General features: G+C 38.3%; 10 protein-coding genes and 1 riboswitch. Of the genes, 6 read left to right on the forward strand and 4 right to left on the reverse strand.

What is annotated here, in order from left to right:
* Window positions 1-356: 356 nt before the first annotated feature.
* A complete protein-coding gene (locus Q8907_04325; GenBank protein MDP4273485.1) occupies window positions 357-1,736 on the forward strand; it encodes an alpha-amylase family glycosyl hydrolase in 1,380 nt (459 codons plus the stop codon).
* Between the two features lie 117 nt (window positions 1,737-1,853).
* On the opposite strand, the gene Q8907_04330 is transcribed toward Q8907_04325, so the two are convergent.
* From Q8907_04330 to Q8907_04340, 3 genes are all read right to left on the reverse strand, one after another.
* On the reverse strand, window positions 1,854-3,104 hold the full coding sequence (locus Q8907_04330; GenBank protein MDP4273486.1) for an Nramp family divalent metal transporter: 1,251 nt from the start codon (window positions 3,102-3,104) through the stop codon (window positions 1,854-1,856).
* Between the two features lie 15 nt (window positions 3,105-3,119).
* Window positions 3,120-4,370, reverse strand: a complete 1,251-nt coding sequence (locus tag Q8907_04335; protein ID MDP4273487.1) for a CBS domain-containing protein — start codon at window positions 4,368-4,370, stop codon at window positions 3,120-3,122.
* A gap of 245 nt (window positions 4,371-4,615) precedes the next feature.
* Window positions 4,616-5,230 (reverse strand): DUF1566 domain-containing protein, encoded by a 615-nt coding sequence (locus Q8907_04340; GenBank protein ID MDP4273488.1) that lies wholly within the window; start codon window positions 5,228-5,230, stop codon window positions 4,616-4,618.
* A gap of 757 nt (window positions 5,231-5,987) precedes the next feature.
* On the opposite strand from Q8907_04340, the gene Q8907_04345 reads away from it, so the two are divergent.
* On the forward strand, window positions 5,988-9,155 hold the full coding sequence (locus Q8907_04345) for a glycoside hydrolase family 31 protein (protein ID MDP4273489.1): 3,168 nt from the start codon (window positions 5,988-5,990) through the stop codon (window positions 9,153-9,155).
* Window positions 9,156-9,455: 300 nt separating this feature from the next.
* On the opposite strand, the gene pepT is transcribed toward Q8907_04345, so the two are convergent.
* Complete coding sequence (pepT, locus tag Q8907_04350; GenBank protein MDP4273490.1) at window positions 9,456-10,682, reverse strand: peptidase T; 1,227 nt, start codon at window positions 10,680-10,682, stop codon at window positions 9,456-9,458.
* A 388-nt stretch (window positions 10,683-11,070) separates the two neighbouring features.
* On the opposite strand from pepT, the gene Q8907_04355 reads away from it, so the two are divergent.
* The 4 genes from Q8907_04355 to Q8907_04370 form a co-directional block, all read left to right on the forward strand.
* Entirely contained in the window at window positions 11,071-12,852 is a 1,782-nt protein-coding gene (locus Q8907_04355) for a hypothetical protein (GenBank protein MDP4273491.1), read from the forward strand.
* A gap of 39 nt (window positions 12,853-12,891) precedes the next feature.
* Window positions 12,892-13,407: a hypothetical protein gene (locus tag Q8907_04360; GenBank protein ID MDP4273492.1), complete on the forward strand. Its 516-nt coding sequence runs from the start codon at window positions 12,892-12,894 to the stop codon at window positions 13,405-13,407.
* A gap of 19 nt (window positions 13,408-13,426) precedes the next feature.
* Window positions 13,427-13,723: a hypothetical protein gene (locus tag Q8907_04365; protein ID MDP4273493.1), complete on the forward strand. Its 297-nt coding sequence runs from the start codon at window positions 13,427-13,429 to the stop codon at window positions 13,721-13,723.
* 49 nt (window positions 13,724-13,772) lie between these two features.
* Window positions 13,773-13,975: riboswitch (cobalamin riboswitch) on the forward strand.
* 34 nt (window positions 13,976-14,009) lie between these two features.
* Window positions 14,010-15,946 (forward strand): TonB-dependent receptor plug domain-containing protein (locus tag Q8907_04370; GenBank protein ID MDP4273494.1); only part of this gene is annotated, 1,937 nt, incomplete at its 3' end.

The following is a 15,946-nucleotide window of genomic DNA, read 5'->3' on the forward strand; positions in this document are numbered from 1 at the left end:
AAACTCTGTGGTTCTCTGTGTAATAAATCGATTCAATAACACAGAGGTACACAGAGAAGACACAGAGGAATTTTTCTCATTATTTCTATGTGACATGATGAACAATAAATCTCAGTTGTTAAATTTTATTCCGTTCAGGGATATATTTACTTGCGAAACTTTAATAAAGTATAATAATCTTTGCGGCTTTGCGAGAAACGTATTCCACGCAAAGACGCTAAGTCGCTAAGAATTAAAACAAAATTTTCCTTTGTGACCAGCTTATTATAGTGGTGAGTGCAAAATTCCGACTTACATTTTTTTACGATAAATATAACTTGTTGCCTTTTATTCTATTTTCTTTAAAACCTGTTAATATGAAAAGAAAGTTGACTTATATCTATTTATTTTTCCTGTTGATTCTGCTGGGAATCGGCAGTGGTATTATTTATGCCCAGAAACGCTTTGTGCCACCGGCCATGTCGGAAGTGAAGCATGTGTCGTGGAGCAAAAATGCGGTGATCTATGAGGTTAATATCCGGCAGTATTCTAAAGCAGGGACTTTTAAGGCTTTTGAAAAAGATTTGCCCCGTTTGAAGGCCCTGGGCGTTGAAATATTATGGATTATGCCTGTCAATCCCATTGGTGAAAAAGAGCGTAAAGGAAAGCTCGGCAGTTATTATTCTGTAAAAGATTATAAAGCCATTAACCCTGAATTTGGGACAATGGATGATTTCAAGCACATGGTGAGCACTATCCATAAGCTGGGTATGAAAGTAATACTCGACTGGGTGCCCAATCACACGTCATTGGACAATAATCTGGTTAAAACTCATCCGGAATATTACCTGAAAGATTCGCTGGGGCGTATGGTTTCTCCTTTTGACTGGACGGATGTTTACAGGCTTGACTATACAAAGCCTGCTACACGTCAATATATGACCCAGACCATGCAGTGGTGGCTCAAAGAAACGGATCTTGACGGATTCCGTTGCGATGTAGCCCACATGATTCCTGTTGATTATTGGAATGAGGCCAGGGTTGAACTGGACAAGGTCAAGCCGGTTTTTATGCTGGCAGAGGCAGAACAGGCTTTTCTGAATCAAAAAGCTTTTGACATGACCTACGACTGGACATTTCATCATCTGATGAATGATATTGCCAAAGGGAAAGCAAAGGCCAGTGCCGTGTTTAGCCGTTTTGCAAAAGTAGATTCAACCTATCCCGGAAATTCTTATCTGATGGAATTTATATCCAATCATGATGAAAATTCCTGGAGTGGTTCCGAATTTGAGCGCATGGGGGCAGGAGCCAGGACTTTTGCCGTTTTGTCGGCCACTATCCCTGGTATGTTTCTTATTTATAATGGACAGGAATCTGCTTTCAAACGCAGGCTTAAGTTTTTTGAAAAGGATAGTATAGACTGGGGCAATTATTCCCTTACTGTATTTTACAAAAAGCTGATTTCACTGAAGAAAAACAATCATGCCCTTTGGAATGGCATTTCCGGCGATGGATTTAATAAAATCAGCACCAACAGGGATAGCGTTGTTTGCGCCTATATCCGGGAGAAAGGCAATCAGAAAGTTGTCGTAATTTGCAATCTGTCCCCGAAAGCCGTCAGGTTTAGTGCAAAATCCACCTTGCTAACCGGAGCTTTTAAAGAAATTTTTACCGGGGAAAGGCGTCAATTCAACAGAAAAGCAGAATTTAACATGAAACCCTGGCAATATTTAGTTTTTGACAAAGAAAAATAAAATTTCTTCTTTACTACTCTCTGTTTTAAAGTTCAGCGTTTGTCTATGAAAACTGAACAAATAAGGCCTGAACGGTAAATTCCGTTCAGGCCTTTGAATTATATAAATTGATATATCTTAATTGCCGAGTAAAGGCATGACCAGCAACATCAATGATAATCCGATCAAAAGAATCACGGATGTCCATCCAATGGCGTTGTTTAAGGGTTTGTTGACGTATTTGCCCATTATCGATTTCTTATTGACCAACAGGATCATACAAACCAGAACTACAGGCAGCAGTATTCCATTAATGATTTGCGACCAGATGGTAATGCCAATCAATGGGGCATTGGGCAATAGAATAATTCCTGCAGCAATGAGCAGAATGAATGTGTACAATACGTAAAATTCAGGAGCTTCTTCCCATTTCTTGTCTATACCTGCTTCAAATCCAAAGGCTTCGCAGATATAAAAAGAAGTAGCCAGAGGCAGGATAGTGGCCGAAAAAATAGAGGCCACAAAAAGCCCGAATGCGAAAATCTGGGAGGCGAAAACTCCGGCCAGTGGTTTCAGAGCCATAGCTGCATCCTTGGCTTCTTCGATTTTTATTCCCCTTTCATTCAGGGTCGAAGCGCAGGCTACGATGATAAAAAATGCTACCAGCACGGTGGCTATGCATCCGATGGTTATATCAACGATAGTGTATTTATAATCCTTGATTTTAAGCCCTTTTTCAATTACGGATGATTGCATGTAAAACTGCATCCAGGGAGCTATGGTCGTTCCAATAATACCGATCATCATGGCAATATAACCCGAATCCATTTGCATGGCCGGATGAATAATAGCTTTGCCAATTTCTCCCCAATGAGGTTTACCCATTAAGGCAGATACGACATAGATCAACAAAACAGCACTAAAAATGAGGAATATCCTTTCGGCAATATGGTAATTCCCCTTTACCACCAGTATCCAGACCACTATGGCTGTAAGCGGCACAGAGATGTATTTTGAAACGCCAAAAATACTTAAACTTCCTGCCACACCGGCAAATTCAGTGGTGGTATTACCAATATCCGCAATGAGTAAGCCGATAAAAATGTAGAAAGTAACTTTTACCCCGGCATTTTCCCGGATCAGATCGGCAAGCCCTTTTCCTGTAACAATTCCCATGCGCGCGTTCATTTCCTGTATTACAAACAGGACGATGAAGGCCGGGATCAGAGTCCAAATTAACTTGTAACCATAAAGTGCGCCGGCAACCGAATAAGTGGTGATGCCGCCTGCATCATTGTCTACGCTCCCTGTAATTATACCTGGCCCCAAGATTGCCAGGAAAAAAATCAACTGAGTCCAGATGTTTTTTCTTTTTATTTTCAATGTCATGTTTCCTGGTGTTTTTTATTTTGTTTTACGGTTTTCCAATAAATCTTCAACTATATCATCTATCATCACCAATCCCTGAATTTTACTGGAACTGTCAATAACCGGTATAGCCAGCAGGTTATATTTTGAAATAACTTCTGCAAGCGAATCTATTTTGTCATCATCAAAAACCGTGATGAGCTGTTTCTTCATGATTTGCGACAACCGGGTTGATGGATTCGACACGATCAGATCCCTGAGGGAAACAGTGGCAATCAGCCTGTCTTTTTCGTCAACAACAAGGACGGAATATAAGGTGTCAGCCTCGGGCATTTGTTTCCTTAGTTCCTCAATAGCTTCGGCAGTCGTTATATTTTTGTTGAATGAAATAAAGTCGGTAGACATGATACTTCCGACGGTGTTTTCCGGATATTCCAACAAATCCCGGACATCCTCGGAAGACTCTACTTCCATTTCATTCAAAAGTTCTTCAGCTTTCTGAGGCTCGAGTTCATCGATAATATCTGCAGCTTCGTCGGCAGGCATCTTTTCCAGCAGGTCTGCAGCCTTTTCGGTACTTAAGTTCTCAATAACATGTATCTGTGACTTTGTTTCCATCTCTTCGAGTACATCTGCAGCCTTCTCTTCATCCAGGCTGGCCAGTACCTTGGTACGGGTAGTACGGTCCATATCCTCAATGATATCAGCCAGATCCGAGGGGTGCAGGGTATGCAGTTTCGTGTAGGTGGTGGATAATTTCAGTCCGGCACTTTGAGAATCTACAGTGGCAACATCATCCCAAAGTATATATTTGCTGGGAAGCGAAAGACGGAATAATAATAAAAATTTCTTGATCGGACGGGATATGCCGATTCTTCTCAAAAGCCCTTCCAAGCCCACATCTACGGCAATCAAAAAGGCGCCTGAAGGGACAAGCACCAAACGGGCATCATTTACCCTGACCAGCTTGTGCCCGTCGATATCGACAATCTGTTTGTCCAGTACATTTTCTGAAAGGAAAAAGGTATGCGAGTTGTTGGGCAATGTAAAATCAATGACATTGGTGCATTTAACCACATACTTGATATCTGCCTTGATCATTTCGAAATACGAAAAGTCGAGATAGCGGGTTTCTCCTGAAATTTTTGTTTTTACTCCTATGACTTTGGGCCTGGAGTAGCTGATGTCTATTAGCAGATCCTTGATTTTACCAATAGGTTTCCCATCGGGTGAATAGAAGCGTTTGCCTAGAATCCGGCTTAAATAGAATGTTACTTGTGAAGTCATAATTGCCTCCTTCCTTTTTTGTATTCATGGAAGGATACAATCATAGTGCAGGTTAGATGATACTAACTAAATGATCCTTCTATGAAGAGATGTTAAACTTTGTATGTTCGCAGGTAAATCGTCCATATAAATCTTTAGATTGATTCTGGGGCAAAAGTAAATATTTTTTTAGGTTTGGCAAATAAACTTTCGGGGTTTTAAACTTTTTTTAAATCAAATTAAAATCCCTGAAATATTATATTTTATTAAAATTGTCTTACTGCCCTGACTCTGTATTTTTTTGATTTTATGGCAAGAGCGGGATTTCCTCCTGCAAATCCCATACCTGAGTTGGGATTATCTTCTGCAAACTGGCAGGCAAGAGCGGCTATCCCGGTATGGTCGGTTGATGACCAATACTTATCGTACTGAAAGGCTCCTTTTTCACCCAGAACCTGGTAAATAATATATCCTGTATTGAAACAAACCCTGAGTTCCCTAATGGAAGGCAGATACCAATCCGAAAAACCTCCGCCCCTATAATCTCGGCATAATTTTGCGGCACTCTCCGTATGGCCTTCCTGTGCGATGATTTCATCAGTACAGCTTTTACCGTCCATTAAACTCTCGTTTTTTAGTTTCGTTTTGACGTTACTCCATGATACTTCATTGCCCAGATCTGATAAGGAAGCTATTAAGCCTTTTTCGATTCCGTCTTTTTCCCAGACAGCAACAACAATCCCTCCGCCGTATAGTTCTCCGATATAATGTTTAAAACAGCTGTTTTCTGCTTTTTGATGATTCTGACTTTTGATTGATTGATTGTTTGCAAACAGGAAAATGAATAATAGCGTGAATGCAAATAAGCAAAGTTTTCTCATAGTCTAAAATTTTTCTGTTTAAAAAAACTAATAAACTGAAGTTATTATATTTACTCCAGATATGCTGGTAAATGTATTAAAAATGTTTTAAAATTTTATTCTAGCAGAAACAAAAATAGTCCAAAATTATTAAGGCTCTTCCAGTTAATAAAACTTTGATAACTTTATTGATTGTCCGGATTTTTCAGAAATAACATTAAAAGAACTCCAAACTGTCAGGTTTTTCAATGATCAATTTGTGAATTCTTCAGCAAAATTGCCTGATGCTTTAAATATTTCTTTTCATCCAATGTGAATTTGATTGTTGCCGCCATACAAGAGTGTTTGTGACGAAATCCTTTCTTCTATTGTGTTCCCATTGTTCATCTTCCTGATACGACTCAACCGGAAAATCCTCACATCTATCTCTAATACCCGGGCAAGACGGGAAATCTTTATATTTTACCCGGACACTAATAATTTCTTTAAACTGGAGTCTTGCGGTTTTTTAACTTAATATAAAACAATTTATTGATAGTAGTTTTTTACATTAATTAACTTATGAAGCTAATTGAAGACTGTTTAAATAATTTTAGCCTGTTAAATCTATGAATGAATTGCATAAAAGAATATTCATTAGTAGTTTAGAAGCTTGAAATTCCTGAAATTTATGAATTACAATTATTTATAAATCAAAAAATTATATTTGATTAACATGAAGAAGAATAAAAATTAACTGGGATATTTCGTCCAACCTTAATTCTAAAATTATTTACAGATGAAAAAATTAACCCTTATCGGACTTTTAATTCTCTCAATTTCTGTTTTGTTTGCCCAAAAGTCAGGGAAAGTATTCTGGCATGAGGATTTTGCATCGGGAAAATTACCCAATGGCTGGAAATCAGTAGCATTGAATGATAGCAGCCCGACCTGGTTTTTTACGGATCAGCCATTTCCTGGCTCGTATGGACGCAGTTATCAGGCTCCGCCTATTGCTTCAAAAAGTAGGGGCTACCATATGCAGATTGCCCCAGGTGTTAAAGTAGGGAAGAACATAAAAAAATGGGAAAAAGCAGGGGTCCAACCCAATGCTTATATTCAGACCCCGGCAATTAATTGTTTGGGAAAACATTCTGTTATACTTAAATTTCAACAGAATTTTTTCTGGGGCCAGGGAGAGCTGCCTGACAATACTTCCGGGCTGATTGTGGCTGTAAGCAACAATGGCAAAGATTGGAAAGAATATGATGTTCATAACGGGATAGGCCCCAGGAAGGATTGTCCCAACCCGATGAATGTTGAGTTAAATATCACAAGGATTGCTGCAAATCAGAAGACTGTTTATATACGGTTCTGGTGGCGGAATATGTTCCAATGGTATTGGATGATAGATGATATAGAACTTTCTGAAGCTTTTGATGCCGATTTGCAAGCCCTGGATCTTACCTCTCATCCCAAAGAAGGAAATACCTTTAAAAAGAACGATTCCCTGGTTTTCAGGGTGGTGAATTTAAGTGCAAAACCCATAACCTCAAAGGTCGATTGTTATTTGAAGCTTGACAACCGTCCTTTGATGAAAGCTACCATCCCTGCATCCATGAAAAAAGCATTTGGAATTGTTGATACTGCAAGGGTTGTTTTTCCTGACCTGGATCTGACGGATTTGGGCATCCATAAAGTTACTTTTTATACCGGTTTGGATAATGATTTACGCAGTTCGAATGATACTTTATCAATGGAACTTTACTCCAGAGCTTGTGAACTGGGAAATATCACAAACTTTACAGCAGGTAATAATGAATTTCTGATTGCTTGTAATAAGGCCAGAATAAAATTGCAATTGGTGCGGAATGATATATTCCGGATCTGGATGGCTTATGATGGAGAATTTACCAATCCTGCAGGGAACGACATCATCATTAATAATCCGGACAAGCCTGTTTCCGGCAAATGGAGCGATAAAGGTGATTATTTCCTGATCACTACGCCGGAAATGGCGATCAGGGCATATAAAAATCCTTTGAGGTTCTCGCTTTATAAAGGTGATAACTCAACACTTGTCTGGGAAGAAACCCGGGGCATCACTTATGGCAAACAAACGGTACAGTACCTGAAACGCGGAGATAATGAACAGTTCTTCGGCGGAGGGATGCAGAACGGACGCTTCTCGCATCGCGGCAAAACCATAAAAATGACCATAGATTATAATTGGGAAGATGGCGGAAATCCTAATCCTGCAACATTCTATATGAGTACCAACGGATATGGCGCAGTGCGCAATACTTATGCTACCGGTAATTATTCATTCATGGATACCTTAAAGTTGGTTCATAATGAAAGTAGGTTTGACTGTTATTATTTCGTAGGCAATTCCTTAAAAGAAATTTTAGGCGATTATACCGATCTTACAGGAAAGCCTTTTCTGATGCCCCGCTGGGCTTTAGGAATGGGGGATGCCAACTGTTATAATCGTGGGGCAAAACCAGGAGTCACCAGGGGGTCTTCTTCTACCGGATATAATGGACTGACTCCCAGTGTGATAAATCTGATTGCCGATAAATATATTGAGCATCAAATGCCTACAGGCTGGATATTACCCAATGACGGTTATGGATGCGGATATACTGACCTTGGCCTGGTGGTTAGTGAATTACACAAACGGGGCTTTTACACAGGCCTTTGGACAGAAAACGGAACTGCAAAAATTGCCCGGGAAGTGGGTGAATATGGCACAAGGCTCTGTAAACTCGATGTGGCTTGGGTTGGACCTGGTTTTAAGTTTGCAATGGATGGTGCAAAAACTGCCTACGAAGGTATAGAGAAGAATAGCGATGCCCGCGGATTTGTATGGATGGTTTGTGGATGGACCGGCTCACACCGCAATGCGGTTTTATGGACAGGCGACCAGAGTGGAAGCTGGAATTACATCCGCTGGCATATCCCCACTGTTATTGGCTCGGGATTATCTGCTCAAAATTGTGCCACCGGTGATGTGGACGGTATTTTTGGAGGCAGCGATTCTACTTATGTCAGGGATTTACAATGGAAATGCTTTATGCCGGTATTCATGGCTATGTCGGGCTGGGCTTATAATAATAAAAACGGGATTAAGGATAAACAACCCTGGCTGTTTGGCGAGCCCTATACCAGCATCAACCGCAAATACCTGCAGCTTAAGCAAAGGCTTACTCCTTATATGTACACCTTATGCAATGAGGCTTACCGCACGGGTGTCCCTGCTGTCAGGGGGCTGGTGCTCGAATATCCCAATGATCCGGTTACCTGGGGCGATGCTACTAAATATGAATATTTGCTGGGCAAAGATATCCTGGTGGCGCCCGTTTTTAAACCGGAAGCAAAACGCGACAGTATCTATCTGCCGGAGGGAAAATGGATGGATTTTTGGGATGGAACAGAATATCAGGGGAAAAACACATTGATGAATTATCCTGCTCCCCTTAGTAAATTGCCGCTTTTTGTACGTGCAGGAGCCATTATCCCTATGTATCAGCAAATGATGTATAATTGGGAACGCCCGGCTGATACTCTTACCCTGAAAATCTATCCTTTCGGAAAATCATCCTATACTTTATACGAAGATGATGGATTGACGCGCGAATACAGAAATGGCGTTTATGCAACAACAAAACTTGAGGTTTCAGACTCTGAAAATGGCAAGGATCCAACTACTATTACAATTAATGCAGCCCAGGGTGATTTCACCGGAAGGTTGGAAGCACGTACGTATTTAATGGATATACACGCTCATAAAATTCCAAAAACCATCAAGATCAATGGTAAAAAATTAATCAAGGTTAAAGATGGAGAAAATTTCTCTGCCATTAAAAGCGGATGGTACTATGATTCATCTGATCAAAACTGGGCGTTGCATATTAAAACTGATAAGTTATCGACTAATTCCGGAACAGTAATAGAAATAAAGTAGCAAAATAGGAATGGTCAATAATTCATTTAAAGAATTTGGATAAAACCTCATGCGTTTTTCCGGATTGTCAGATTTGTTGAAACCCCTAAAACCCAATACCGTCTGATCTTTGACCCGGTGGTATTGGGTTTTTAAATGGGATTGCCCTACAAGGGCTGAAAATATAGTTTTTTGTAATATTGGGTTACGGGCTGTGGTGGGAAAATTATCCTCAACCGGAAGTGCATTTAACGTTTCGGATTATATATAAATCGACCCATTGCATTGGGATCAGGGCTACTTGAAGCCTGTCATATAATTTTAATTTCCGGAACAATTTAATTCCGCAATCTTTAAAATCACTTCCACTGACTTTTCCATGGATTTTACCGGAATAAGTTCAAACCTGCTGTGAAAATTATAACCTCCCGTAAACAGGTTAGGGCAGGGCAGTCCCATGTATGAAAGCCTTGAACCGTCTGTTCCGCCGCGAATGGGAATGACCTTTGGCTCTATATCGCTTTCGATACAGGCTTTGCGGGCGAGCTCGATAATGTGATAAACCGGGTCTATCTTTTCCTTCATGTTGTAATACTGGTCAACCATTTCAAGGTATATTGTACCGTGGCCGTATTTCTGGTTGAGGAAATCAGCGATTTTAACCAGCAGTTCCTTTTTTTGATTAAAAAGATTAGGGTCGTGGTCGCGGATAATGTAATTTACTGTGGTGTTTTCCACGGTACCACAAATATCTGTTAAGTGAAAGAAACCTTCGTAAGCGTCAGTATGTTCGGGAACTTCCGCAGCAGGAAGCATATTGTTCAGTTCCATAGCTATCCGCATGGAATTCTTCATTTTATTTTTGGCGGTGCCGGGATGAACATTCAAACCCTGAATAGAGATTTTTGCCTTGGCAGCATTGAAATTCTCATATTCTATTTCGCCCAATGCCCCGCCATCAAGGGTATAAGCAAAGTTGGCGCCAAACTTCTTCACATCAAATTTGTCTGCACCCCGGCCTATTTCCTCGTCAGGGGTGAAGGCAACACGTATTTTCCCATGCTTGATTTGCGGATGCTGCATCAGATAATCCATAGCAGTCACGATCTCTGCAATTCCAGCCTTGTCGTCTGCGCCGAGCAAAGTGGTCCCATCCGAAGTGATCAGGGTTTCTCCGGCAAGATCATTGATGAACGGAAATTCCCGGGCGGAAAGAACAATGTTTTCCTTTTTATTTAAAATAATATCTTTTTCAGTATGATCAATCAATTGAGGTTTAACCTGTTCGGATTTGCAATCCGGCGATGTGTCAAGGTGTGAAAGGAAGCCAATTACAGGAACTTCTTTATCCGTGTTGGCGGCCAGAGTGGCCATTACATAGCCGTTCTCATCAATTTCTATATCCTGCAAGCCAATTTCTTTCATTTCATTTGCCAGCAACCTGGCTAAGGCCGTTTGTCCGGGTGTGGAAGGGCAAGTCTCTGAGTTTTCATCTGACTGGCTATTGATTTTGGCATAACGTATAAATCGTTCTGTAAGTTTTTCCATGGATAGGGCATTTTATGATCTATTATTTATGCAAAAATAACGAATCCCTTCTTTTGATGATAATATTAATCTGTTCATAGTTCCCATATTCCGAAGAATGATCATTCTGACCAATAGATTCCGACTGTTTTTTAATCCGTATATCTCATAGAGGATATTTTGCATTTATAATTTGTATATAAAATTTATATGTTATTTGATTCTTAAAACAGATGTTATATTAAATTTGCATTAGTTATATTGAAATTTAAAATACTTTTTTATTTAAAAAAGAGAGAAAGTTAATTTGAAGAAATCGGTTTAATGTTTTGAGGTTTATTAATGAAGACAATACTATTCCGGATTCCTGATAAAAGTAAAACATATAAATTTATTTTATTAATAAAGTATGAATATTAGTAAAAATACCTTGTATTTAATTGGTTTGATTATAATGACCTTCACAAGTGGTTGTGAATATCAAATTAATAAAGTTTATACCCGTGATGTTAATAAAAATGTTGCCTTACCGGATTTTTCCATAAATCTGAATCTTAATTCTGATACGGTTTATGTTTATAATTATGTGAATATTAATTGTTCATTGAAACTGACAAACAAACGATTATATTCCGTTAAGTTTTACCTTAACGATTCTGCAATTGAGGTAGAACACGTCAATAATTCGAGTGAAAACAATTATTCTTTCTGTGTGGATATGTCACAGCATAAAATGGTGAAAGTACGGGCCGAAATATATACCAGTACAGGAACAGGAAGTATTGCAGATAAAGTCAATGCAGAGTCGTTTGTAATTAAAACAAAAGAATGGGTTATTGTTAATGTCCCGGATAAACTTGTTCTCAATACTGAAATAGTAGACGGTAGGTTAAAATTAACTTGGACTCCAATAAAGACATCGATCAAAGGGAAATATAAAATTCAAACTTCCTGTTTTTCTGATTCTACTTATAATAATTGGTATATTGATAGCTCATATTTTGGAGGTTATGAGCATATTGATGTTAGTTTTAATGATAATGGATTGTCCCGTTATCATATATTTAGTGAAATTAATTTTCCTTATCCCAAAGTGCATTTAAATAATAGGGATTCTTTCCTGGTATATTGGGACAAGTGTAAATTTTATAATTCCATTAAGGGTTATAGAATTAGAATTGATACTTCGGCAGTCGAATTATATACCGATACTTCATTCGTATATAAAAATGGCAAATTTGGCAACTTGACAGGAGTTATATTGGATTTATTGAAAAAGAATTATATTCACAATAATTCTGAATATCTTACTACTTCTGATGTGTATGGAGTTTATCCATCTTCTTTTTTAGGAAACTATACATTTTATTCATCGTCTTTTTTCCCTTTAAGTGGCTCAGTGTTTTATTATTGGTCGTACGCTAACAATAGAAAAACAATTTACAAATTTTCACTTGATACAAAATCTATTGCTAATTCCAGAAACCTTGAACTTAATTATTTTTCGGTTTCTCCTAATAATAAATATATATTATGCGATGTGTCGACTAATCTAGTTCTTTTGAATTCAAATGATTTAAGCCAAATAAAAAGTATCCCTGTCTCAAACATTGTACCTTCTCCTGTTTATTTTGGTCTGAACATTTCTGATATCGGAACGACTGTATTTTATGATTATCTGAACCATAACTTAGTTGTTTATGATTTAATTAATGATTTAAAAATAAGCGAAATACCTGTTACGACTTATGTGCAAAAAGTTAAAATTTCATCTGATGGTCAATATGTTTTTGAACCCAAATTAAATACTTTATATCGGGTGGGTAATCATTCATATGCAAAAATTTGGACTAATGAGAATCAAAATTTTCAATTCAGCTATTATGAATTTTCACCTGAGAACCCAAATCAAATCGCACTTTATGATGGAACAATTTTTTATCTGAAAAATTGTTCTGATTTTTCTACACTTACGTCATTCCCATTAAATAATACACAAGTTGTTAATGTGGATTTTGCTAATAATAAGATTTTAACATATAAGAATTATTCATTTTATGTTTATTCCCTGATTGATGGTAAGTTATTAAATACAATTCAAACTACTATGGGAGGTGTTAATGAGTATATGCAATTATTTGATGATTATATTTTTTCGAACTCCGGTCAATTAAATCTTAGATATCTATAAATGAAACGAATATGTTTGCGAACAAAACACAAAACACGAATGAAACGAGTTTACGAGTTCACCGAAGGTGATATTGTAAACATAAAGTTATATACTACCTTTAAAATGAATTATTTACGTATGAAATCCAGGCTGTTTTTTATAAGTGTATTTGTTTTCTATATTATGGGTTTGAAAGCTCAAGATATTAGGCTGAGTTTTCAAACCGGATATGGATTTTACAACATGAAATCTTTGTCGGATTTTACCAAAGAAGCATATAAAAGCCTTCCTTTTGAAGCAAAAATCATATCAAATTATCCTCCATATTTTTATTATCAACCAGCCATCAAATTTTCTAATGATCGTTTTGGAATTGGACTGGTTTATTTGTTCCAAACTACTGGGGCTAGAATTTCATCAAAGGATTATTCCGGAGAATATTTATATGATTCAAAAATCAACTGTTATAGTCCTGCTATAGTCTTTGATGCTTTCATAAGAGATTATATTTCTTTTAGATTTAATTTTTTTTTTACAGGCCGGGATGAACCATTCATTATTGAAATTGAATGAATATTTGCGTGTTGATACAATGAAAACTTCCAAAAATTATAAATTTTCAGCCAATAGTTTTTATTTTGAACCGGGATTTAACATTGTTTTTTCAAGAGACCGGATTAGTCTTGAATTAAATATAGGTTATCAAAAGGAATTTATTAGATTTGATTTTGAGCAAATCAGAGGAGATGACTATACTATTCAGGTTAAAAAGAAATTTGCCGATTCGGACATCTGGGATGGACTTAGAACGGGAGTTACAATTTCGTATACATTGTTTAAAATAGGAAATAAAAAAAGTTCAACAAATAAAATCGGCCTGAATTATTAATCACTTTGGAAAAAATTGATCATTCTGTTTTTGTTTTAAAAATAATGATTTAAATTTGCTCCGCTTAGGTTTTGGACCGTCACATCTGACGGAACAATGAAAAGGGAATCAGGTGCAATGCCTGAACAGTACCCGCTGCTGTAAGCTTCATTTACTGTTTTCAACATCTTAGCCACTGTCTTTATACAGGGTGACGGGAAGGCGTTGAAAGAGAAGCAAGTCAGAAGACCTGCCTGAGGGAAATTAACGAACAATGTTCGGGATTAAACATTAAAATTTATCTGTTTTGACTAAGCTGAAATTATTTTTATTGCCCTGCTGGGCTTCTTTTTCTCTTTCGGGAATTTTGTCTGCTCAGGAATGTGATTCGATTAAACCTCTGGAATTGAAGTGTGTCGACATTGTGGAATCGCGTAATGCATATTTCCATGAAGACAGGAAAGTTGTACAGCTCGATTCTTCATTGCGGGCACAGAACAAAACGTTGAATCTGGGAGAATTGCTCTCGCTTACTGCAAACGTCTTTGTCAATGCAAATGGCAGCACAGGAGCTAATTCCGGGGTGTTTATGCGTGGACTGGCTTCCAACCAGACGTCAGTCAACTGGAATAGCTTTCCCATAAACTCCATCACGCTTGGGGGAATGGATCTGTCGATGATACAGCCAGACCTTATGGATAACATATCCTTAAATTATGGCGCATCCGGATCCCTTTATGGAAGTGGCACTTTTGGCGGTTCTATTGACCTGAACAATACACCTGACTGGTACAACCGCATAAACTTCGGGGTGAATTCTGAGCTGGGCAGCTTTGGCAGTCATAAATGTTCCGTCAGACTCAATACGGGAAATAATCAGTTTCAGTATCATGTAAATTATTTTTACCAGCATGCCCAGAACGATTTCCCCTATAACGACAACCTTAAATCCGGGAATCCCAGGCTGAAGATGTTGAACAACAAGTTTGACGACAAGGGCATTATGCAGAATCTTTTTTTCAGATTTGGGCAAAACAACAGCATTGATGCTGGTTTATGGTATCAGGGTAAGGAAAAAGAAATACCGGCTTTGTTGGGCTCCTATTCTTCCAGTCACCAGGTTTTACGGGACAGCACCCTTAAGGCTTATATTAAGTGGAATAAAGTATTTCAGCATTCCTCCTTTACTTTAAAGTCTGCTTTTATGTATGACAATATGCGTTATACAAACAAAGCTGAAGCTGATTCCAGAGATTATATCACCGATTCGAGAATAAGGAACAACAATATTTTCAGTGATGCCACTTATAGGTATTATTTTTCCAGGCATTTGACCTTTGATTTGAATGCCGGTTATACTAATCTTACTGCAAATGTCAGTAGCTACGGGGGCAAAATTAGCGAAAACCGCTGGGCCTTTTCAGCGGGTACAAAAATTCAATATCCCCGGATGACGGCCAATCTTAGCGTAAGAAAGGAATTTGTTCCCGATCAAAAAATCAAGCCATTGTTTTCTCTGGGTGCCAGGTATATGTTGAAAAGTGATCGCTTATACCTTCGGGCCAACGGGGCGAATAAATTCCGCCTTCCTACATTTAACGACAAATACTGGCAACCGGGAGGTAACCGTAATTTGAAACCCGAAGAAGGCTGGACTGCCGATATGGGACTGGAAGCTTATTTGGTCCAGGACAAGGGCGTACAGAATTTATTTCTGGATGTTTCCGCATATACTTCTACCATCAGAAATATGATCGTTTGGACTACAACCAGTCCGCAGAATTTAAAGGAAATCTGGGCCAGGGGAGTGGAATTGTCCCTTAATTATTCCTACAAGGTTCAGGATTTTCTTTTCACTATGAATGCTTTTTACTCTCATTCTCCTTCAACCAATATCAAGGCAACCGACAGCGAAAGCGAAATCATCGGGAAACAGATCATTTATGTGCCTGTTCAGACTTCAAAAGCTTATATGAATTTAAGTTACAGGCAGTTTTATCTTGCTTATTCTGCCGGATACACAGGCCAGCGTTATTCTTCAGAGAATAACGATATCTACAACCGTATGTCTTCTTTTATCTGTTCCAATGTATATGCGGGTTATACATTTAAAATCTGGGGCGTAGACGGAGGACTTCAGTTTAAAGTATCCAACTTATTTGACCAGCAATATCAATTGATGCCCGGATACGCTATGCCGGGAAGGACATATTACGTAAGCTTGAATTTAGGAATAGATAAACG

The organism is Bacteroidota bacterium, assembly GCA_030706565.1.
Classification (GTDB): domain Bacteria; phylum Bacteroidota; class Bacteroidia; order Bacteroidales; family JAUZOH01; genus JAUZOH01.

Coding starts and splice junctions, on each gene's coding strand:
- Q8907_04365 (MDP4273493.1), top strand. CDS start 13,427: ATGAAAACTTCCAAAAATTATAAATTTTCAGCCAATAGTTTTTATTTT.
- Q8907_04325 (MDP4273485.1), top strand. CDS start 357: ATGAAAAGAAAGTTGACTTATATCTATTTATTTTTCCTGTTGATTCTG.
- Q8907_04355 (MDP4273491.1), top strand. CDS start 11,071: ATGAATATTAGTAAAAATACCTTGTATTTAATTGGTTTGATTATAATG.
- Q8907_04345 (MDP4273489.1), top strand. CDS start 5,988: ATGAAAAAATTAACCCTTATCGGACTTTTAATTCTCTCAATTTCTGTT.
- Q8907_04330 (MDP4273486.1), bottom strand. CDS start 3,104: ATGACATTGAAAATAAAAAGAAAAAACATCTGGACTCAGTTGATTTTT.
- Q8907_04360 (MDP4273492.1), top strand. CDS start 12,892: ATGAAACGAGTTTACGAGTTCACCGAAGGTGATATTGTAAACATAAAG.
- pepT (MDP4273490.1), bottom strand. CDS start 10,682: ATGGAAAAACTTACAGAACGATTTATACGTTATGCCAAAATCAATAGC.
- Q8907_04335 (MDP4273487.1), bottom strand. CDS start 4,370: ATGACTTCACAAGTAACATTCTATTTAAGCCGGATTCTAGGCAAACGC.
- Q8907_04340 (MDP4273488.1), bottom strand. CDS start 5,230: ATGAGAAAACTTTGCTTATTTGCATTCACGCTATTATTCATTTTCCTG.